18 protein-coding genes and 1 pseudogene are annotated in these 20,723 nt (G+C 68.4%); 7 read left to right on the top strand and 12 right to left on the bottom strand.

Going from position 1 to position 20,723, the window contains the following annotated elements:
• Nucleotides 1-69 precede the first annotated feature (69 nt).
• The 3 genes from IO36_RS42665 to IO36_RS42655 form a co-directional block, all read right to left on the bottom strand.
• On the bottom strand, nt 70-540 hold the full coding sequence (locus IO36_RS42665; protein ID WP_051901359.1) for an ATP-binding protein: 471 nt from the start codon (nt 538-540) through the stop codon (nt 70-72).
• 66 nt (nt 541-606) lie between these two features.
• Nucleotides 607-1,158 carry a hypothetical protein gene (locus IO36_RS42660; protein ID WP_051901358.1) on the bottom strand — a complete coding sequence of 184 codons (552 nt, stop codon included), beginning with the start codon at nt 1,156-1,158 and terminating at the stop codon, nt 607-609.
• 692 nt (nt 1,159-1,850) lie between these two features.
• Entirely contained in the window at nt 1,851-2,432 is a 582-nt protein-coding gene (locus IO36_RS42655; protein ID WP_078943816.1) for a nitroreductase family deazaflavin-dependent oxidoreductase, read from the bottom strand.
• 73 nt (nt 2,433-2,505) lie between these two features.
• On the opposite strand from IO36_RS42655, the gene IO36_RS42650 reads away from it, so the two are divergent.
• The 3 genes from IO36_RS42650 to IO36_RS42640 all read left to right on the top strand — a co-directional run bounded on the left by IO36_RS42650 (nt 2,506) and on the right by IO36_RS42640 (nt 5,085).
• On the top strand, nt 2,506-3,594 hold the full coding sequence (locus IO36_RS42650; RefSeq protein ID WP_037628846.1) for a PP2C family protein-serine/threonine phosphatase: 1,089 nt from the start codon (nt 2,506-2,508) through the stop codon (nt 3,592-3,594).
• 34 nt (nt 3,595-3,628) lie between these two features.
• Nucleotides 3,629-4,165, top strand: a complete 537-nt coding sequence (locus tag IO36_RS42645; RefSeq protein WP_037628768.1) for a MarR family winged helix-turn-helix transcriptional regulator — start codon at nt 3,629-3,631, stop codon at nt 4,163-4,165.
• Between the two features lie 269 nt (nt 4,166-4,434).
• A complete protein-coding gene (locus tag IO36_RS42640) occupies nt 4,435-5,085 on the top strand; it encodes a hypothetical protein (RefSeq protein ID WP_037628843.1) in 651 nt (216 codons plus the stop codon).
• Between the two features lie 30 nt (nt 5,086-5,115).
• Here the strand turns inward: IO36_RS42640 and IO36_RS42635 are convergent, their stop codons facing one another.
• Complete coding sequence (locus IO36_RS42635) at nt 5,116-5,856, bottom strand: DUF4142 domain-containing protein (RefSeq protein WP_037628767.1); 741 nt, start codon at nt 5,854-5,856, stop codon at nt 5,116-5,118.
• A gap of 496 nt (nt 5,857-6,352) precedes the next feature.
• Here IO36_RS42635 and IO36_RS42630 point away from each other — a divergent pair, with 496 nt between their 5' ends.
• Nucleotides 6,353-7,525 (top strand): permease, encoded by a 1,173-nt coding sequence (locus tag IO36_RS42630; protein ID WP_037628840.1) that lies wholly within the window; start codon nt 6,353-6,355, stop codon nt 7,523-7,525.
• Nucleotides 7,526-7,973: 448 nt separating this feature from the next.
• On the opposite strand, the gene IO36_RS42625 is transcribed toward IO36_RS42630, so the two are convergent.
• The 3 genes from IO36_RS42625 to IO36_RS42615 form a co-directional block, all read right to left on the bottom strand.
• Nucleotides 7,974-9,653, bottom strand: coding sequence for a chloride channel protein (locus IO36_RS42625; RefSeq protein WP_037628837.1), 1,680 nt, complete (start codon nt 9,651-9,653; stop codon nt 7,974-7,976).
• A gap of 1,029 nt (nt 9,654-10,682) precedes the next feature.
• Nucleotides 10,683-11,006: a hypothetical protein gene (locus tag IO36_RS42620; RefSeq protein WP_037628766.1), complete on the bottom strand. Its 324-nt coding sequence runs from the start codon at nt 11,004-11,006 to the stop codon at nt 10,683-10,685.
• 212 nt (nt 11,007-11,218) lie between these two features.
• Nucleotides 11,219-12,367, bottom strand: a complete 1,149-nt coding sequence (locus tag IO36_RS42615; protein ID WP_037628765.1) for a lactonase family protein — start codon at nt 12,365-12,367, stop codon at nt 11,219-11,221.
• Nucleotides 12,368-13,109: 742 nt separating this feature from the next.
• Between IO36_RS42615 and IO36_RS42610 the strand changes: the two genes are divergently transcribed.
• Nucleotides 13,110-13,922: a hypothetical protein gene (locus IO36_RS42610; protein ID WP_158997802.1), complete on the top strand. Its 813-nt coding sequence runs from the start codon at nt 13,110-13,112 to the stop codon at nt 13,920-13,922.
• Between the two features lie 41 nt (nt 13,923-13,963).
• On the opposite strand, the pseudogene IO36_RS49495 reads toward IO36_RS42610, so the two are convergent.
• Nucleotides 13,964-14,242, bottom strand: a pseudogene (locus IO36_RS49495) (DUF4259 domain-containing protein).
• A gap of 488 nt (nt 14,243-14,730) precedes the next feature.
• On the opposite strand from IO36_RS49495, the gene IO36_RS49100 reads away from it, so the two are divergent.
• Nucleotides 14,731-14,853 (top strand): hypothetical protein, encoded by a 123-nt coding sequence (locus tag IO36_RS49100; RefSeq protein ID WP_280923783.1) that lies wholly within the window; start codon nt 14,731-14,733, stop codon nt 14,851-14,853.
• Between the two features lie 356 nt (nt 14,854-15,209).
• A complete protein-coding gene (locus IO36_RS47275; RefSeq protein WP_158997800.1) occupies nt 15,210-17,762 on the top strand; it encodes a choice-of-anchor A family protein in 2,553 nt (850 codons plus the stop codon).
• A gap of 109 nt (nt 17,763-17,871) precedes the next feature.
• Here IO36_RS47275 and IO36_RS42595 read toward each other — a convergent pair whose 3' ends face one another.
• Genes IO36_RS42595 through IO36_RS49095 form a run of 4 tightly spaced genes read right to left on the bottom strand, consistent with a single transcriptional unit; the run spans nt 17,872 to nt 20,715 of the window.
• Complete coding sequence (locus IO36_RS42595; RefSeq protein WP_037628763.1) at nt 17,872-18,474, bottom strand: TetR/AcrR family transcriptional regulator; 603 nt, start codon at nt 18,472-18,474, stop codon at nt 17,872-17,874.
• Nucleotides 18,475-18,503: 29 nt separating this feature from the next.
• Nucleotides 18,504-19,220 carry an ABC transporter ATP-binding protein gene (locus IO36_RS42590; protein WP_037628762.1) on the bottom strand — a complete coding sequence of 239 codons (717 nt, stop codon included), beginning with the start codon at nt 19,218-19,220 and terminating at the stop codon, nt 18,504-18,506.
• Nucleotides 19,217-20,338, bottom strand: coding sequence for an ABC transporter permease (locus IO36_RS42585; RefSeq protein ID WP_037628760.1), 1,122 nt, complete (start codon nt 20,336-20,338; stop codon nt 19,217-19,219). Before IO36_RS42585 ends, IO36_RS42590 begins: the two co-directional genes overlap by 4 nt.
• Nucleotides 20,339-20,355: 17 nt before the next feature.
• Entirely contained in the window at nt 20,356-20,715 is a 360-nt protein-coding gene (locus tag IO36_RS49095) for an antibiotic biosynthesis monooxygenase family protein (RefSeq protein WP_280923785.1), read from the bottom strand.
• Between the last annotated feature and the right edge of the window lie 8 nt (nt 20,716-20,723).

Below are 20,723 nucleotides of genomic sequence, written 5' to 3'. Positions count from 1 at the left end.
CAGCGGTCCTCTTGTCCGGAGGCGGCCGCGTGTGATGCGGGTGGAGATCGGTCCGCGGCAATGCCCCTATCAGGGAGCCGGAATCCGGCCCGGCTGTGCGTCGGCTGAGCCGAGGGCAACGTGGACGATGATGCGCTTGCCGAGGGCGGTCTGCTCCACGACCACGGCTTGGGCGAGGGCGGTGACGATCTCCAGGCCGTGCCCGCCGATGCGTCGGGGATCGGGAGTGCCGGTGACCGGTGCGACGGGATTGGTGTCCCAGAGTTCTATCTGCAGCGTGTCGCCGCTGATCCTCAGATGCAGAAGGGCAGGGCCCGGGGCGTACTTGCGTGCGTTGGTGACCAGTTCACTGACGATCAGCTGCACGATTTCCACCGTGGCGGTCATCACCGCAATGCCGTGGTCGTCCTTCATCCGGGTCAAAAAGGCCGCGGCCAGACGGCGGGCCCGGGCCGCGTGGGAGCCGTCGCTGTCCAGCGCGAGCGAGGTCTGCAGCAAGGATGTCGGCCAGGAGCCGGCGCTCTCGTGGGATTCACTCACCTGCGGCGGTCCTCGCCTTCCTGCACCGGCCTTTTGGGTGTGCCGTGTTTGGACACGCCGGTATTCTCACTCGCCGCCGGTCACGGGCGGCGACGGGTCTGCGGAGGCCGGGTTGACGGAGAACGTGGTGGACAGGTCGTCGGGAATGTCTTCGGACTGCTGGGAAGAAATGTCCCCGGGGTTCCCGGACGTGCGGCCCGCCATCGTCGACAGACGGGAAGCGCTCCCCAGCAGCACCACGATCGCGACTGCAGAACCGAGGACCAGACCGACTCGCCGACGCTTCGCCCGGGCATCCATGTCGCCCCAGACCGGCCCCGTCCAGGTGTCCTCCGGCTGCCAGAGCTCGCCGACCGCATCCTGATATCGCTGCGGCCCCGAACGGACCGCCTCGTGCGGATTGTCTTCCTCCGTTCCACGCCAGAAGGCATCACTCGTGTCCGGTGACGCATGGAGGCGTGGGCCTGTCCGCTCGAACGCCGAGGGTTCCCTCGGCGCGTGCGCCTGGATGGCTTCCTCGCTGTCAGTGAGGAACTTTTGCCACACCTCTTCCCGGAAGAGGGGGGTGACGCCTTCCCCGTCCGGCGTTCTGTCGTGGTCGGGCTCTGGATCGGTCACCGGGCTCCTCCGAGACTGCCCCGGCCTCCAGGCCGAGGAGGAATTGGACTCCTGCGGAGCAGGGCAGGAAGCGGGACCTCGCTCATAGGGCGAAACACCGTCCACCTGAGTGGGTAAGTTGCATGCCGTGCGGCGCGAGAATTCGGCGCGTCCACCGTGCTGATCGAGAGCCGAGACAGCACGCGCACCTCCAAGTTTTGCTGTATCGAACCGGACTGGTCTCAACCCGGCTGGCATCGATCGCGGAAGATCTGTCGAGTCGCCGGCCCGCGGGCAGCGTGAGCCGGTAATCCCCCTGCTTCAGCCGGGGGAGGATTCAATGCCCTCTTCCTCTCCTCGCGCGTCGGACCCGTTCTCGGGTCGGCAGCGACGTGCCGGCAGCGCAGCCGTCTTCCTGTGCCGTCAGGCCGCGTTACCTGCCCGTGACTGGTCTCGGAGTTTTACAAAGATGTCGAGCGCGTGCAGGGTGTTGCCGTCTTTTGGTGGGGGTCGGTCGACCGCCGGCGCCCTGCCAGTGCCGGGAAATGTGCCGTCGTCACTCCTGGGCGCGGGGCGGCAGCCGGGTGCCGGCCGACCCCCGAGATAGATCATTGCACAATGCAAAATATGATCGCCAGAGTACGCGCGAGTTTCGGAGCCTGCCGGTGACCACCTCGGCTCTTCAGGGCGGTCCGGTGCGCCGCTCAGGGGGATCAGGGGCCGTCGTCGTCCAGTCGCACGAACGGGATGACCCTGCCCGCGTCGCGGAAGGAGCGGTCGCTGCCGTCGGCTGCGAGTCTCATGAAGGCGCACAGTCGGCGCGCGGTCCGGGGATGCCGCCGTCCGTAACGTTCCATGATCGCTGCTCCGTCTTCCGCGGCGAGGAAGTGGGCGGTGACGGCGTGGTGCCGGCTGCCGAACTGTATGACGGCCTTCGGTTCCGCGCGCAGGTTTTGGTACCAGTCCGACCGTGTCCCGAACCCCGCGGCGACGGTCCAGCTGCGGATGTCCCGCTCGTGCGTCACCACTTCGAGCACCGCTTGGCGTGCCGACCCGGTGGCGCGCCCGGTGTGGTGCAGCAGGAGCAGCCGCCCGCCGAAGACCGGGCCCAGTCCCATGCGAAAGAGGAGGGCCGGCAGTCGCGCGATCGTGCGGCGCCATCCGACTGGAGGTGATGGCCGCTCGGGGCCCGGCTGAGGCACTTTCGCCCTTCCTGGGGACGGGGAGGTCGTGGCTCGGCCTCGATTCGGTAAAAGGTCGGGCCGGTGGTCGCTTCGCCAGAAGGACCTTTGCATAGTCTAAAGGATGAGGGTTCTGTCGCAACGGCGGAAGGTGCTCTCGATCGTTGCGACACCAATGGAGAACGTCATGACCGTGAAGAGGGCGACGAGCAGTTCCGCCGTGCTGTCCTGGATGCCCGTGGCGGCGATGACCGTGGTTGCCGCTGCGGACATCGTTGCCGGGCCGGGAGTGGGGTTCTTGCCCCTGGTGTCGCTCGGGCCGGCATTCGCAGGTCTGGTCGGCGGCTGGCGGCGTACCGCTCTGGTCGGCCTGGTCGCCCTGGTGCTGTGCGTCGGGCTCGGTTTGTACGACGGGCTGTTCGAGGAACGCAGGGGGTTCACGGCGATGGCGTCCGTGGCGGGCGTGACCGGAGCAGGTATCGCGGCTGCCGTGATGCGTGGGCGCCGTGAGGCGGAGCTGGCCAGCGTGAGGTCGATCGCGGAAGTGGCCCAGCGGGTGCTGCTGCGCCCGGTCCCGAGAACTGCAGGGCCTCTGCAGGCGGTGGTGTCCTACACCTCCGCCGAGGCGGAGGCGCGCATCGGCGGCGATCTGTACGAGGTGGTCGCATCGCCGTACGGCGTGCGGGTGATTGTCGGTGATGTGCAGGGCAAGGGCCTGGCCGCAGTGGAGACCGCGGCCGTGGTGCTGGGCGCGTTCCGTGAGGCCGCGCACGACGAGATCGACCTGGTCGGTCTCGGCGAACGGCTGGAGCGCAGCGTGGCCAGGGAACTGGAGGGGGAGAAGTTCGTTACGGCCGTGCTCGCCGAGATCGGCCCGGACCACGAGGCCGTTCTGCTGAACTACGGCCATCCGGCGCCGATGGTCGTGCGCGGTGACGGGGCCGTGGACTTTCCGCAGCCCTCCTCCTATGCGCTTCCGCTCGGCCTGGGCGCACACGGGCTCGAGGGGCCCCGGCCGTACCGGGTGGCTTTCGCCCCCGGCGAGCAGCTGCTGCTGTTCACGGATGGCGTCACGGAGGCCCGCGACAGCCGCAACTCGTTCTACCCCCTCAGTGAGCGGGCGCATTTGCTCGTCAACCCGGACGCCCGAAGCGCTCTGGACGCCTTGAGAGAAGACCTGATGCGGCACACCGCAGGTCCGACGCACGACGACGCCGCCATGCTGCTGCTGCGCTACCACGGTCATGGGAAGGGAAAATCTGTTCCCGTCGGGTGAGTGGGCGGCGACTTCGGCACGGTAGAAAGGACACATGCCGGAGCACGAGACCCCTGCTGGGGCCATGGATGATGTCGACGCTGTGACGAGGGCGGTCCTGACCGCGTCACGGCTGCTGGTTGCGGTCTCCGCCCGTTCCCTCGCCGAGGTCGAGGAGCGAGTGACGCTCCCGCAGTTCCGGATGCTGGTCGTGCTGTCCACGCGTGGTGCCACCAAGCTCGTCGGACTTGCCGACCTGCTCCAGGTCGCGCCCTCCACGGCCATGCGCATGGTCGACCGGCTCATCGCCGCCGGGCTTGCCGACCGCCAGACGAACCCCGAGAACCGGCGCGAGACTCTCCTGCGGCTCACCGAGGAAGGGCGGCGTACGGTCGAGGCGGTCACTGCCCGCCGGCGGGTCGAGATCGCCACGATCGTGGAACGGCTCGCTCCGCAGCAGCGGGCGGCGCTCATCGACGCCCTCGCCGCGTTCAATGAGGCCGGGGGAGAGCCTCTGGCCCCGACAGCGGATGACCCGGAGCCGCACCCCCTCGGCTGGGTGACCGATGTCGCGGTGCCACAGGACTCCTGACTCCCATGTGACGTAGCGGTGCCACCCCGAGCTTCTCCGGCGCCACATCTTTTTGCATAATGCAATGGAAAGGTGGGCGCGAGGCCTCGCTGCCGGGTTCCGGCAGCCGGGGGGAGTGCTTTTGCCGCGGGGCGGGATGTCCACCTCGAGCGGCGGTTCGTGAGACTGCCGACTGGCGAGGAACGAGGCTGGGGTGAGGGACGCGCATGCGCCGACGGCGTGATTTCCCGCGCGCGGCGCAACCGCCCCTTTCGGCTCACCTGCGCACCATGGTGTGGGGGCCTGCCGAGTTCGCCGGCCTGCCGCCTTCCTGGCTCGTCAAGGAGGGGCTCCTTTCCGGGGTGCTGGGTGTCCTGGGGGTCGCCGGCGCCGGAGCCGTCGGAGTCTGGCTGGGTGTCCCCGCTCTGGCTGACGGCGAGGCGGGCTTGGTGTGTTCGGGCGCCCTCGTCCTCTACCTCGCTCTCGTACGAGCCGGGCGGGCGCTGGTCGGCATGGTCGCGGTCCTCGGTGTGTGTCTCGCGCTGTACACCCCGCAGGTTGCCGCCGGCCTCGTGCTGGCCGAACGGGGGCTCGTGCAGTCCGTCGTGGTCACATCCGTCGACAGTGCCGAGGCCCCCGTCGGCCGTGTCCGCTACCTCTGCTCCGTGACGGACCGGGACGGTGTGCCACTGCAGGTCCGCATCTGGCGAGGCTGTGGGCGCGCTACCCGGCCGGGCGATGCGCTCACTGTCGTGTACGACCCCAAGGGGCGGGTGCCGCCGCGCGGGACGGAGGCCGGCGCGGGGCCGGCAGGGCCTTTGCGCGGCCTTGCCGCACTGGCCGCCGCGCTCCTTGCCGCCTGTGTGACCGCGGTCGTGCGCTCCTACCGTCTCACCCCTACGGTTTCGGCCCCCGCCCCCGCCACGCCTCGCCGTGGATGATGACGCCCGACTCGCCGTGACTGCGGGTGATCAGCCGATCGTCGGTGTGGGCGTCGGGGCTGCCGTGTGCACGTCCAGGTCGGGACGGGGCTTCAGCGCGAGGACCGGCGCTCCGGGCTGGGGCGGCGGCGGGGTGACCTGGGCCTGAGGAAGCTTCGGGGGCGCGGTCTGCTGGAAGTTGACCTGGTCGTAGTTGACCAGACCCGTCTTCTCCAGCACCGTGATGTGATCCAGGACGGTGTCGTTGGCCAGGTCGGCCAGCTGGCGCACCAGAGTGTTCTCGGTGCTCGCGCGGATCTTGGCGATGGCCGGAAAAATCTGCCCGTGGGTCACACGCATGATGTTGACCGCGGTGGAGTCGAATTCCTTGCCGTTCTTCGAATCGGCTGTTGCCACGAACTGCTGCTGTTGCGGGGTCGCCTGGTTGGGCAGCGTGATGTTCAGCTCCGGGGCGATCTTGCGGCACATTTCGTCGAGGCCGGCGTGCCCGACGATCAGGTGGGCGCCGGCTTCCTTCACGGCCGCTGTCGTGCCGCGCCGCATCGCGATCTCGCCCAGGGGGTATTCCCACAGCCCGGCCGAGCGGACCTTGACCACGAAGTCCCGGTCCGCCTCGGTCAGAGGGCCGTAGCGGGTGTTGGCGATGATGCGCGAAGTGGACGTGGTCGTTGTCTGCACGCCGAGCATGGCGGGGTAGACGAGTGCGGCGAGGGTCAGGCTCAGCGCGCCGCCCACGAAGACGGTTCCCAGCCAATTGCGCGATCGGGGCATGCTGCCTCCAGCCATGAGCGGATTCCTGTGCCCAGGGGTACGGACGTGTCCCGCCGATTCATCATTGCTGTAGGTAAAATTTGCATGGTGCTATGTGTTGTGGGTCACACGTCATGGGGTGCGGTGGGACGAGAAGCCTCCACGGTCCGTGGTGGAAGCCCTGTGCCCGCGCCGGATGGAGCTGGTGGGAGTCCTCGGGTACACGTGCAGAGCGGCGGGCGTGCGGCGAAATCGGTGACATGCGGAACCGGGCGCATGCTCCGGATGCAGGCGGTACGGGCGGCGTTCGAGGTGCTGAACGGGAGGTCGTCTCCTGGTGCAATGGCGGGCGTGCCGGTCCCTGAGGCACCCGGTCAGGGCGGACGCATCGGCGCCCAGGTTCCACGGGCCCTGTATATGCGGTCTGCGTATCTTCGAGGCGGTCCCACAGGCGTCAGACGTCGGCCGCGAGTCGGTGACCGCCTTGCCGCGTTCCGGCCGGAAGGCTTCGGGAATGATCCATGCCCTGCTGCACGCACTGTCCATCACCGGCTCCATGGCTTGGGAGATCGCCTGGGCCCTGATTCTGGGGTTCGCCCTGGCCGCGGTCGTCCAAGCCGTCGTGCGCAAGTCCACGATCGTTTCTCTCCTGGGGGATGACCGTCCCCGCACACTTGCCGTCGCTGCCGGGTTGGGCGCCGCGTCCTCCTCGTGCTCCTATGCCGCCGTGGCTCTCGCACGTTCCCTCTTCCGCAAGGGCGCGAACTTCACTGCTGCGATGGCCTTCGAGGTCGCCTCCACGAACCTCGTCGTCGAACTCGGCATCATCCTGGCCCTCCTGATGGGCTGGCAGTTCACCGCGGCGGAATTCGTCGGCGGACCCGTCATGATTGTCGCCCTGGCTGTGCTGTTCCGGCTGTTCCTGCGCGGCGGGCTCCTGCGCCAGGCCCGTGAACAGGCCGGACGCGGACGCGCCGGTTCCATGGAGGGCCATGCGGCGATGGACATGTCCGTCCCCGGCGAAGGCTCCTTCCTTCGCCGCCTGCTGTCCGGCCAGGGGCTCACCTCCACCAGTCATGTCTTCGTGATGGAATGGGCGGCGATCCTGCGGGACCTGGTGATCGGCCTGCTCGTCGCCGGGGCCGTCGCCGCCTGGGTGCCGGACTCGTTCTGGAGCGCGTTCTTCTTCGAAGGCCACCCCGTGGCTGCGAAACTGTGGGGGCCCGTCATCGGCCCGCTCGTCGCAATCGCCTCGTTCGTGTGCTCGGTGGGCAACGTGCCGTTGGCGGTGGTGCTGTGGAAGAGCGGTATCAGTTTCGGCGGAGTCGTCGCCTTCATCTTCGCCGACCTGCTGATCCCGCCGATCCTCAACATCTACCGGAAGTACTACGGCGCGAGAATGGCCCTCTTCCTGCTCGGTACCTTCTACCTCGCCATCGTCGTAGCCGGCTACCTCGTGGAGTTCGTCTTCGGCGGCCTCGGTCTCATCCCTGACCAGGCCGACGCGAAGCTCCCCGAGGGAGGTGTCACCTGGAACTACACCACCATCTTGAACATCGCCTTCTTGGCTCTGGCTGCGGCGCTTCTCGTCCGGTTCTTCCGGACCGGAGGCCTGGGCATGCTCCGTGCCATGGGCGGTGGGCCTGGAAGTGACGGGAGCGGCAGCGCCGACGACGGCGATGCGGGATGAGGGTGAGGGACGAGCGGGCCTTTGAGGGACGGCGCGGCGCGGCCCTGGCTGGGGGAGAGGCGTTCGGGGCTCAGGTCTCGTGAAGGCGTGCGGACGCGACACGCCCCGGCCGCATGATGCGGATCTTGCGACCTTCGCAGGAGGGGCACCGCGGAGACGTCAGAGGCGACGATATGCGCCTGCCGTCCAGATGGTAGACGGCGGAGATCCGGGCGTCCTCTTCCATCGTTACGTCTATGTCGTACGCGGCCTCCCATCCGTGTCCGCAGTCGAGGCATGCGAACGAGTAGGCGCGATGAACGTGCGAGTGCATGATCGACCTCTTTCTGGCTGTCTGACGGACAGGAGCACCCTTACCCATTCTTGCATAGTGCAAAATGCCAGGGCTCGAATTCGGCGCATGAGCAAGGCGGGAGGGTCGCGGTCCGGGGGGTGTCCGAGCGCTGTCTCACGCAATGGCGTGGACGGCCCGCAGCGCACTTTGATGGCTGAGCCAGCCGACCGGACTCCCGTGCCCGGGATCCAGGACCGGCACCCCGGTTCCCCCCGCCGAGAGCAAGGCGTGCAGGGCCTGTGCGAGGGGCTGGTCCGCCGTGACGGCCGTGGGCAGCTCGGCAACCTGCCCGACCCGTGTGGGCGCAGCGCCCGGTTCCTCCGCGAGCGCCTCGGCCACGGAGCGGGCGGTGACCGTGCCGACGTAGCGGCCGGTGGCATCGACGACCGGAAGGGCGCCATAGCCGGACAGGCTCAGCAGGTCGACGGCGTCGGTGAGTTCCATGGACGCCCGCAGCGACGATGGCAGGGGATCCATGAAACTTCCCACGAGCTGGGTGCCGATTTGGGCGCCCCGGACCGGGCCTTCGAGGTCGATGCCGCGGCGCCGCAACTTGAGTGTGTAGATGGTGTCGTGGGACAGCAGATGGCTGGTGATGGTGGCCAGCACGATGGCGAGCATCAGCGGCAGGATGATCGAGTACTCGCCCGTGAGCTCGAAGAGGATCACCACGGCGGTCATCGGCGCCCGGGACGCGCCGGCGAAGACGGCGCCCATGCCGACCAGCGCGTAGGCGCCCGCGGCGCCCGCTGTGTTGGGCAGCAGGTCATGGGCGACGGTGCCATAGGCGGAGCCGAGCATCGCACCGATGAACAGGCTGGGCGCGAACACGCCCCCCGAGCCTCCGATGCCGATGGTCAGACTCGTGGCCACCATCTTGCCGACCAGCAAGAGCAGCAGGAAACCGATCGCATACCCGCCCTCGGTGGCCTTCTGCAGTACCGGATAGCCGACCCCGTACATCTCCGGGAGGGCGAGGAGCACCACCCCAAGTACCAGCCCGCCCACGCCGGGGCGAAGCCATTCCGGGCCGCGCCAGACCCAGTCACAGGCATCCTCGATCAGGTACAGCAGGCGCGAGAAACCCACCCCGACAACGGCGGCAACCACGCCGAGCAGCGCGAACAGGCCGTACTGGGCCACGTGGTCGACATGAAACGCCGGAAGGTCGAGGAAGGCCACGTCGCCGAAGGCCGCGCGCCCGATCACGCTGGCGGTCACACTGGCCAGGACGGTCGCGCCGAACGCCTCCGCGCTGAAGGTTCCCAGGATCAGTTCCATGGCGAAGAACACCCCGGCGAGGGGTGCGTTGAACGTCGCGGCGATGCCGCCTGCCGCACCACAGGCGACCAGCAACTTCAGCCGTCCCTCGGTCAGTTTGACCATTCGCCCGAGAGTCGAGCCGAGGGCGGAGCCGATCTGGACGATCGGCCCCTCGCGCCCCACGGAGCCGCCCGAGCCGATGGTCAGTGCGGAGGCGAGCGTCTTGACGACGGCTACTTTCGGGCTGATCCGCCCGCCGCGCTGGGCGACGGCCACCATGACTTCGGGTACGCCGTGTCCGCGCGCCTCCTTCGCGAAGCGGTTCACGAGTGGCCCGTAGAGCAGTCCGCCGATGACCGGGGCTATGAGGACGAAGCAGGGGCCGAGCCAGGGGACGTGCGGGTTGACGGCCCCGGGGACGGCTGTGTAGTCGGCGTGGCCCGAGAATGCGCGTGTGAAGGTCTGGATGCACCAGCGAAAGACGATCGAGCCGACTCCGGCACCTGCGCCGACGGTCACTGCCAGTGCCAGGAGCCCCCACGGGGCGGTACGGAGTCTTGCCAGCGCTCGGGAAGGGCCTGTGTTTCCCGGAACGGCGAAGCCCGTTTGGCCGCCGCTCCGGGCCGCCTGCGTGGTGTGCATTTCTTCCCCTTCCTTACTTTTGCATTATGCAAAGTATGCCAGGTCTGTCACGACAGGGGACCGGCATCGAAGTGCAACGGCGTGAACTGGCCGTGGATGCAGGCCTGCCCTGGCCCGAATGGCTGGCGGGGACGTGCCTGGCGGGGGCTGAAGGACCGGCCAAGGCGGTCCCGGTCGGCCACGGCCCTTGGCGCCGGGCAGGCAAAGCCCCCTGGTGGGTGGTCTCCTACCAGCGGCACCGACCGCCTGGAATGCCGCGGAGCCGGACCTCACGCAACACGGTCCGAGCGCCCCGGATCGGCGCGGCGGCTTCGCGTCCGACTGCCTTGCCTCGATCGCGATGCCCCCGCAGACGACGGTGGGCAGGAGGCCGGCGACAAGGCGGCGAACGGAGGGTGCGGTTTCAGGCGGAGCAGCATGCGGGAAGCCCGCGAGGTCCAAGAACGGCTCGACCAATCCACGCTATAGGGCCGCGCTGCCCACATATGGCAGGAGTGCCGCGCGGCAGCACCCTGCGCACAGGCCATGAGCCGCTCCTGAAAACGGCGCCAGTCATCTGCTCGAGGCGCCGAGGTGCGCGGGCCTGGTCTGGTCGCACCGCGCAGGAATGTCCGGCGTCGGCAAGACCCGGCTCGCCCCCGAGCAGGAGCAACGCCGACCAGGTGACCTGTCGGCACTGACTGGCCGACTGGCCCCGCAGTTGAGCCTGACGACAGGCGCCGGGCCGGCGAACAACTGCATGCCGTACGTGCCCCGCTGGGCCAGCACGACCTGCTACTTGTGCCGGCTGCTGATCATGGACGGGGCGGTCAGGCCCCGTCACCCTCGTGTCAGGCCCGGGAACCAGGGTGGCGACAAGACGTACGGTTCACGCTGCAATTGCCGCTACCGGCGAAGATGCCCGATCGGACACACTAATCAGACGCCTGCAGGATCGGTTTGTTCCCGGCTCCGGCCGAGCGGTAGCAGTTGGCTGAGGATTATCAGGAGCAGCCCGGCCAGTAGGAGCGCGTTCCCGCCGAAGAAGCGAACCTCCCAGGAAACGCTCGGCAGGAGCCGAAAGTAGAAGAGGCTCTGCACAACGACGGGGGTGCCCGTGAGCATGGCACCGAAACCGTGAAGTTCGGGCCTGGTGACGTGCCGGCGCGCCGTGGGCAGGATCCATCCCGTTCGGATCGTGACGACTCCCAATACGATCGCCAGCAGCCCCAAGAACGCGCCCGCTCCTACTACCCATGCCATGGTGTCGCTCCACTCCGACCGCGAGAGGCCTGGAGACGCTGGCGGCGCCCGGCCCGAAGATGCCCATTGTCGGTGGACCCGTTCGTGCCTGACCATGCCGGGGCCAGGCAATCTCCGTCCTGCTTCGCTGCCGCCGGCGCGCCGCGCCCGGGCACGGCGCGGCCGAGGCCCCGCCTGGAAGACGGGGCCTCGCTCCTGTGCCGTGCGGCCGGTCAGAGAGCGACGATGCCTTCACCGCCGACGCTGCCCGGCACGGTCCGAGAGCCCAGCCGGGTGAGTGAGCCGTCGCGGTTGACCGAGAACTCGTCGACGATGCCGTTGACCCCTGTCTGGGCGTAGAGGTAGCGCCCGTCCGGGGTGACCGAGGCGTCGACGGTGCCGGGGTCGGTGGGCGTGTTGCCCAGCAGAGTCAGTCGGCGGCCGCGGTCGGAGGCTCGGAAGCCGCTGAGGGTGGAGCTGCCCGCGTTGGAGGCGTAGAGCAGGTCACGGGTGGCGACGATCCAGCAGGTGGCCGACTGGCCCGTGGCCGCGAAGGCCTCCTGGGATGCGGTGCCGTCGCGGTGGATGGTGAAGGTCGCGACGGCGTTCGTCCCGGCCTCGGCCAGGAACACGCCGTGGCGGCCGTTGGGGACGAAGGCGAAGGGCACGGCGCCCGGCAGGTTCGTGGTGACCGGGGAATCGGACGGTGCGCCGGAGCGGTTCAGGTTGAAAACCAGGAGACTGCTGCCGTTCGCCTTGGTGGTGACGACGAGCTGGGAGCCGTCGCCGGTGAAGCCCACCTGCCCCGGGGTGTTCGTGAACTGGGGTGTGGCATTCGGGTCGAGCCCCAGACGACGGTTGCGTCCGGTTTCCTTGCGCAGGCGGCCGTGGTCGACCGTGTAGCCCTGGATCGAACCGCCGTTCAGGGCGTTGAGTACGTACACGTCGTCGTCGTGCACGGCGATACTCACCGGGAAACGGCCGCCAGAGCGGACGACCTGCCGCAGCGCCAGGCGGTCGCCGTCGACTGAGAACACGGAGACGGTGTCGCTGCCGGCGTTGACGGCATACAGCAGTGCGTGGCGCGGGTCGTAGGTCAAAGAGCCCTGCGAGGCGAGGTGGTCGGCGACCGACCCGGCCAAAACGCCGCCCAGACCGTGCGTGTCGTAGGTTCGGGCCTGGGTCAGCCGTCCGTTCGCAGCACGCCGGTAGGCGACGACTTGATTGCCGTCCGGGTTGTCGGTCTGGACGAAGACCGCATGGTCCCCGCCGCGGGCGCGTCCGTATCCGCCGTTTGCCGCAGCGGACACGGACGGGGTGCACAGGACTGCTGTGGCGAGCGCGGTCGTGACGGCTACGCCGATACGAGCGATCTTCTGCACGATGTTCTGCCTCCATGAGGACCGGGATTGACGTCCCGCCGGAGGCCTGCCTCCCTGGCCGAGCCAGATTCAGGCACCGTGGCCGGAGCGGAGACGACATTGACGAGAGCTGTCGTGGGCACGCTCCGTCGACGGTCTTCGGCGTGCACCACCACTGCTCCTTGCAGACACGGTATGTGACGTTCTGTCATAATCTTTGGAGGTGATGAGCTACGGCGCCGCCGCCGGGGTCGTGAGGTGGTTGCTGCGGGGAGCCTGCAGGGGCTCCGGCGAATTCAGCGCTCCGCCGGTCGGCCCAGCCTGCATGTCTGCCCCCGCTCACGGGCACAGGCCCGCCTGGCGAAGCGGAGGAGACTTCAATCCCGTTCGACAACGACGGAACCCCTGCAGTGCAGACCGCAGCGGCTGACTTTAGAAGTGGGGGCGACTTTTCTCCTGGCGGGAACGTGGAGTGGATACAGTGTGTTGCCGAGCCTTTTGAACTGCTGCTTTGGCGGTTCGGATAAAGCGGCGGGTGTCCCGGTAGCGCTCGGGGAAGCCATGATCGCCACCGGACCGCGAGTCGTGAGCAGGGCCCGAGAGGTCTACCTCTGATCGTGAGGCAGCGGCCCCGGCCCTCAGGGCGGGGACGGATTGCATCTTTGGACTGCTCCGCAGCGACCCCGGACGCTTGCCTCAATATTGATCATGCTGTGACCTGATCGTGCACACCACGGAAGCCATGATCAATACGGTCTCACCTGTGTCCAGCAACGAGAATCCACTTCCGAATGACCACAGGCCCGGCGACGACCAGCGGAACGTGGTGCGCAACGATGACTTCGTGCAGTGGGCCAGCCTCGAAGAAGGCCCGGTTCCCGTCCCGAAGCGCGTGTGGCCCCGGAACGCCGTGGTGTCGGCAGCGGCGGCCGCCCTGGCCACGGTGGCCCTCCTTGCCGTGAACTACACGACCTTGCCATCCCCTGACCACGAAGCCGCCGCACCCGCGACGACAACGGCCGCACCCACACCGCGCGTCTCAATGACGACCGCTCGTGCGACAGAGCGGCCGGCCATCCTCCTCTCTGAGGCATTTCCGGTTCATGTTGCGGACGGCGACGGGGAGACCTTCACCAGGCTGGGCTCCGCAGCGCTGAAGTCCTGCACCGAGCCCGACTCGGTCGGGCCGGTACTGGCTGGCGAGATCGCCGCCGGCAAAGGATGTCTCGGCGAGGAAATCGCTCTGTACAAGGACACGCACGACAACCAGTTCAACCTGGCCATCTTCACAATGAAGGACCCCCAGGAGACGGTGAAACTGGTGACCCAACTGACCATGAACTTCAACGACTACGAGGTGGCCGCGCAAGCCCCACCGCCCGGGTCAGGCCTGCCGACCCTGCCAGCTGACAGCGGCATGGTGCAGGCCTTCACCGGGCAGGGCCGTGCCATGGTGGTGGGACTCGGCCAATGGTCGGACGGCCGGACGAGCGAGTACCAGAAGCTGGTAGATCGCTTGGAACCCTTGCTCAAGGCCGTCTCGAAGAACGTCGCTCACTATGAGACCGAACATTGAAATCTCGTAACCTCACGACGCGAGAACTCGGCCCAAGGCCTCTACTGCCAACCGGCTGAGGTCTGCCGGCAGGCTCGGGGCTCATCGGGGCCGTAGTGGGGGTTGACCGGTGCGCCACCTGGACATCGCGCGGCGAACAAGGCAGCGGCGGCTACGGCCTCCTCGGCGTCGGGTGCCCCTAGGTAGTCCTGGGGTGTCGGCGGCGCACATCAGAACCCTGCGGATCAGGGTTTCACGCTCTCCCTCAGTCAGTCGTCCAGGTCGTTGGCGAAGTCTGCGGCGGTGTCGTTTTCGAACGGACCGATGCCCCAGGTGCTCATGGTGTCCCTCCCAGTTGACTGACCGGGATCTTTACATCGACGACTGACATCGAGACAAAGTGCTCACTCCGTCACCGCCAAACGACCTTGGCAGCCCGGGAACATCAGCTTGGGAAGCTGATGTGATCTAGGGCTAGCTAGGGAGCTGACCTGGGCAGGAAGGGAGTCGGCGCCTGGCGGCAAGTTCCTCGATTCCCCGGTGTTCCCCGTGGTTCCCCGTACGATCTGGCACGCGTCTGGCACGCCCTCTCCGTCACGAACTCTCGGCCGCGGGGTTCGTTGAGGTCTGCTGGGCTGGTTACGCGAGCAGTGTCCTGCGGGGGTGGGTGCTGAGCTCATCGCTGGGCGATGCGAGCTGCTCCGAAACGAGCACACCCTTCTCCTGCCGGGGTTCCAGCCACCCCACGCCCGTGGTGACGGTGCGATCCGCGCTCTCCATCCAGAAGAACTCGGGAATCGGAACGAGACCGGGTAATTACTGAACCAGAGTGTCGATCAACGCCGCTTTTCCCGAAGGGCCGATACAACGGATCAACCTCAGCCAGCACTCGCCGCGCCGAGATCACCGCGTCGGTGTGATCGCCCACAATCGCGAGCCGGTTCTGTTGTGAAGGTTCGGGGCTCGTCACCGTCGGCGCGTGTCCAAGCCGCCACGCCCGCGCGCCTGGTCCCAGGGTGTCGTCGCCCTGCCCTTGGGTGGCATCTGTCCGTCACAGCCCGCGATCTGAGGGGCGTCGCTGAGTCGTACGAGTTCTTCCACCCGTCGTGCCTATCAGGCAATTTTCAGCACCGCAGTGCCTCAGCGCTCGGTGACCGCCGCAGATGCCCCACTGAGGGCCGGACAGGCGTGAACCTCTCCGGATCAGGCGCCCACTCCTGGTGCAACCGAGTGGCCATACGGGTGCTCGAACGGAGTGTCCCCGTCGTGCAACGACGGCAGAGCTGCATGCGTTCATAGGTTGCGGCCATGAGAAGACCGACTCACCAGATCGCGTGCGCCACCTCGGCTTTGAGACAGATCCCCTTGCGGGCCACGGCGGGGCTCGCCGGGTCGGGGCTGCTGGCGGCCTTCGTGCTCGCGGGCAACCCGGCGGCCGCCGCGGCTCTCGCCCCTGTCGTGATCGGGAACCCGGTGGCCGGGAGCAACGGCTTCGGGGTCGTCACCCAAGGGGACGCGACGTTCGGCAGCACGGAGTCGGAGGGTCCGGTGGCCGTGGGTGGGAATCTCTCTTTCGGTGACAACTACAACGTCGCCCTGAACACCCCCGGTACCTTCACGGCTTCGGGCGACACGCAGCCGACGGCTCTGCTCGTCGGCGGTGGCATCGACTACGCGGGAACCAGCCCGTCAGGCGTCCTGCAGGTCCTGCAGAATGGATACGCCAAGATCGGCGACACGTCGGCCAGCGACATCCTCACCCAGGACCAGAACGGCGCGAGCGTCAACACGGAGATCGTGGCGAAGGGCGCCGCCTACAACTCCACGCCGCGCGTCCAGCTCACCACCCGGCAGTCGGCCGCCTCGGTCGCCCAGTCCGGCCTGATGGACTTCACCTCCCTGTTCTCCACCTACCGCGACCGGTCCGACTCGATGGCCACGTGCGGGGCGAACGTGACGCTGCTCGACGGCAACGGGGACCCGCTGCCCGACCAGAACACGATTCCGGCCGGCTCCAACATCAAGATCGCCCTCACCCAGGGGCAGACCAACGTGCTGCGTCTGACCGGCGAGCAACTCGACAACATCAGCACGCTGACGTTCCTGGACCAGCCGTCCGCGGACACCCCGCTGCTCATCGACGTGGACACCACGGGCACCGGCGGCGACTTCACCTGGCACACGCCCACGATGGCGGGCGTCTCCGGGGACCAGGCCCCGTACATCCTGTGGAACTTCGCCGACGCCACCGACATCACCATCGCGGACGGCGACACCGTCGAGGGCACGATCTACGCCCCGCGCGCCGAACTCACCGACCTCGACCCGTCCAACCTCGAGGGCGACATCATCACCCGCGAACTCGTCGCGGGCCCGCTGTCCGGAGGAGCGGGCGGCGGCGCGGTGAACGCGGGCGAGATCCACTACTTCCCCTTCGACGCCGACCTCGAATGCGACTCCGACACCCCGACCCCCGTCACCGGCTCGGTCAGCGTCAAGAAGACGGACTCCGACACCGGCGACCCACTGGAGGGCGCGGAGTTCCAGCTGTGGCGCGAGACAAACGGCACCGACGGCCTGCAGACCAGCGGCACGAACCCGGACACCAAGGTCGGCGATCCGTGTGCCACCGACACGGCAGGCACCTGCAGCGAGACGGTCGAGACGGGGACGTACTACTGGCAGGAGACGGCCGCGCCCGACGGCTACGACCTGCCCGACCCCGCCGTGTTCGGTCCGCTGGTCCTTACTGACGCCAATGCCGACGCTGGTGTTTCGGTGACCGCACAGGACACGAAGACGCCCGTGACTCCTGGGCAGGGTCGGGTCCGTGTCAGGAAGGTCGACGCAGACTCCAACACCCCTTTGCGTGGTGCGGAGTTCCAGTTGTGGCAGGAGACCAACGGCACGGCCGGTCTGCAGACCGGTGGCGCCAACCCGGACACCAAGGTCGGTGACCCCTGCGTCACGGGTGCCGCTGGCACCTGTGGGGAGACCGTCCCGACGGGGACGTACTACTGGCAGGAGACCGCCGCGCCCGACGGCTACGACCTGCCGGATCCTGCAGTGTTCGGTCCGCTGGTTCTCACCGACGACAACGTCGACGCGGGTGTTTCCGTCACGGCGAACGACACCAAGACGCCCGTGACTCCCGGTCAGGGTCGGGTGCGGGTGCGGAAGGTCGATGCGGACTCCGGAGCTGCCTTGCGTGGTGCGGAGTTCCAGTTGTGGCGGGAGACGAACGGCACCAGCGGCCTGCAGACCACGGGTATCAACCCTGACACCAGGGTCGGTGATCCCTGCGTGACCGGTGCGGCCGGAACGTGTGGGGAGACCGTCCCGACGGGGACGTACTACTGGCAGGAGACCGCCGCGCCCGACGGCTATGACCTGCCGGATCCTGCAGTGTTCGGTCCGCTGGTTCTCACCGGCGACAACGTCGACATCGGCGTCTCCGTCACCGCTCAGGACACCAAGACGCCCGAGGACCACGATGGCTCACTCCATCTGAAGAAGTCCGACGCCAAGACCGGGCGACCGCTGGCGGGCGCTGTGTTCGAACTGTGGAAGGAGTCGAATGGCCGGCCCGGGCTGCAGACGAACGGCCGCACCCCGGACACCTTGACGGGCACCAAATGCACCACGGACCGCAGGGGCACCTGTGACTTCGACCCCCTCGCGTACGGCACGTACTACCTGCGCGAGACCGCCGTCCCGGACGGCTACGTTCTGCCCGACAACCCGGTGACCGGCCCGTACGTCGTCGACGGCGCTCACGAGGACGTCACGGTCAAGGTCAAGAACAAGCGCGACTGCACGGCAGGCTACGGCGACAAGTGCCACGGGTACGGCAACTCCTGACCTGTCCGGTGACACGACCTCTCCCGGATGGATGTAGCTCGGGAGCAGCCTTCAGCACCTGACCGAAGACGCGGCTGATGACCGGCTCAACGCCGGTCATCAGCTGTTTTCAACCTTCTTGGCTCTGAGCCCGGGACTCGTTTCCCAGGCCCCGGTGGATGAGGGTCAGAGTGCGGGCGGCGACATGGTCGGGATCGGTGCCCTGATCGACCGCGGTCATGGCGGCCTGGAGCAGGCCACCGAGGAGCTGAGCGGTCAGGTGGGGGTCGGTGGGGCGGAGGTCGGCGACGGCAGTGATCAGAGGGGCGTAGTGGAGGTGGTGGAGTTCGTGGACGCGGTCGCGGCATTCGGCCGGCAGGTCGGCGCGCATGAGGGCGGCGGCAGGGCGGTGCAGGCCCTGGGCGGCGAGGTGGAGCTCGGCGCGGACGAAGGCGTCGACGCGGTCTCGGGGCTCGCTCGCCGTGCTCAGCGCCTGGGACATGGCGGCGTCGGCGGCGGTGAAGGTGTCCTCCACGACGGCTGCCAGCAGGGCGGCGCTGGAGGTGAAGTACTGGTAGAAGCTGGGGCGGGCCAGTCCTGCGCGCGCGGCGACCGCTGCCGGGGTGACGGCGGCGGCGCCCTGCTCGGCGAGGAGGTCGACGGCTGCCCGGATCAGCGCCGCCCGCTGCTGGGCGCGGTGCTCAGGAACGGTGGCGGCGCTGATCTTGGGCATGATGCGCTCGGGCCTTTCGACTCGGGTGGTCAGGTGAGGCGGCCGTCCCTGAGGGCCAGGACACGGTCGGCTGCGTCCAGTATCTCCGTGTCGTGGGTGACCATGACGGTGGCCGTGTTGTTCTTACGAGTCTGCTCGGCCAGGAGGTCCGCGACGTCGCGGGCGCGGGCCCGGTCAAGAGCGGAGGTGGGCTCGTCGACCAGGAGCACTTCGGGGGACAGGACGAGCGCGCGGGCCAGACCGACGCGCTGGCGTTCTCCGCCCGACAGCTGGTGCGGGCGCCGGTCGGCCCGGTGGGTCATGCCGACGGCTTCGAGCAGGTCTCCGGCTCGGGTGCGGGCGGAAGCATCGAGCCGTCCGGCGAGGTGGGCGGGCAGCAGGAGCTGTTCGAGAGCGGTGAGCGAGGCCAGCAGGTTGGCGTTCTGGAAGACGTACCCGATGTGCAGGCGCCGGTGGGCGGTGCGCTGGCGTTCGGTCAGGGTGGTCAGGTCGGCGCCGGCAACGCGGATCGTCCCCTCGGTGGGGGTCTGCAGGCCGCCCGCGACGGCCAGCAGGCTGGACTTGCCCGATCCGGAGGGGCCGGTCACCGCGAGGAACTCTCCCGGGGTGACGGTCAGGGTGATCCGGTCCAGGGCGGTGACCTGCTGCTCGTCGGAGCCCAGGCGGAGAGTGACATCCGTCAGGCGCAGCGCGGGCGGCACAGCCGTACCGGCAGAGGAGGCGGGAGTGGCGGCGGGATGGGTCATCGGTTGGCTCCCAGTGCGGTGAGGGCCTGCACCTTGGTGATGCGGCGGACCGCGACGGCGGCGCCGGCCAGGCCGAGGACGATCAGCAGGGTGCCCGCCAGGGCGACCTGACCTGTCTGCAGGGAGAAAGGCGCGGAGCCGTTCATGGCCCCGCCCAGGGCCAGACCGATCGCGGTGCCGGCGGCGGTGGCGGTGAGCAGAACGGCGGTGACCTGGGTGAGGGCGTCGCGCAGGATGTATCCGGTGCTCGCGCCCATCGCTTTGAGCAGGGCGATCTCCTGGCGGCGCTGGATGGTCCATACCGTGAAGAAGGCGCCGACGACCAGGGCGGAGATGGCGTACAGGAAGCCGCGGATCAGCGTCATGGTGCTGGACTCGGCGGTGTAACCGGGCGAGGCGGCGAACGCACCCGCCTGGTCGACGGTCTGCGTGCCCAGCCGCTTGTCGATCGCGGAGACATCGGCGGAGGAGTCGAGCTGCAGGGCCACGGCGGTGGCCTGACCGGCAGCGGCGGCCGGGATCTTGCCGGGCAGGCCGTAGTGCAGCTTCTGCCACAACGACAGCGGCGCGTAGACGGCGCCGACGTGACCGAAGGAGGCGTGGCCGATCGTGCCGACGACGGTCAGCGGGGTGCCGGCCTGGCCGACGGTGAGCCGGTCACCGACGCGGACACCTTCCTTGACGATGTCCTGGCTGATCAGGACGCCGTTGGCGGACGACTTGGACAAGGGCTTGCCCGAGGTCGGGGAAGGGGCGAGAAAGCCCTCGGGCTCCACCCCGAAGACCGCCAGGTCCAGCTGCTTGGCCCGGGAGCCGGTCAGCTGGGCGTGGACCAGTTGTTGTCCCAGCGGCTCGGCCTTGCGTACGCCCGGCTGCGCGGCCCGCCGCTGCCACGTGGCCTTGGTGACGATGGAGCGGGAGAACAGCTCGCCGGAGGCTGACTTGTCGAATGCCAGATGTGTCGCCGGGAGTCCGCGCAGGGCGGAGACGCCGGAGTCCGCGAGACCTGAGGCGAGGCCGGACAGGATGACACCGAGGACCGCGATCATCGCGACCACGGCACCGATGAGAGCGAAGCGACCACGGGCGAACCGCAGGTCGCGTAGGGCGAGCAACACGTGGATACCCGCTCTGCTCAGGCGCCGACGGCGACGACGGTCTCGAAGGACTCGATCGCACCCGCCATGTCCGGTGAGGAGGACTGGTGCGCCGCACGGAAGGACGGCGACTGCATCCAGGCGCTGAAGGCGCCCTTGGAGGTGAAGTCCATCACCGCCACGTACACGCCTCCCTCGTTCTGCGACCGCAGCAGACGGGCCGAGAGAAGGCCCTCCACACCGGCCAGGTACTGGCCCATGCTCGCCCCGAACTGGTCCTCGAACCCGTCGGCAGCCGCCGCCGGAACGGGATCCGGTTCATCACAGTGAACATCTCTGACATCACTCCACGGATCGGATACAGAGCCGGCGTCACTTGCCGACGCTCGTGTCAGCATCATAGAAC

Origin of the sequence: Streptomyces aureus (assembly GCF_000725495.1) — a bacterium.
Lineage (GTDB): Bacteria > Actinomycetota > Actinomycetes > Streptomycetales > Streptomycetaceae > Streptomyces > Streptomyces aureus_B.
The sequence above is the reverse complement of the archived record's forward strand: the minus strand, read 5'-3'. Positions and strand labels throughout refer to the sequence as shown.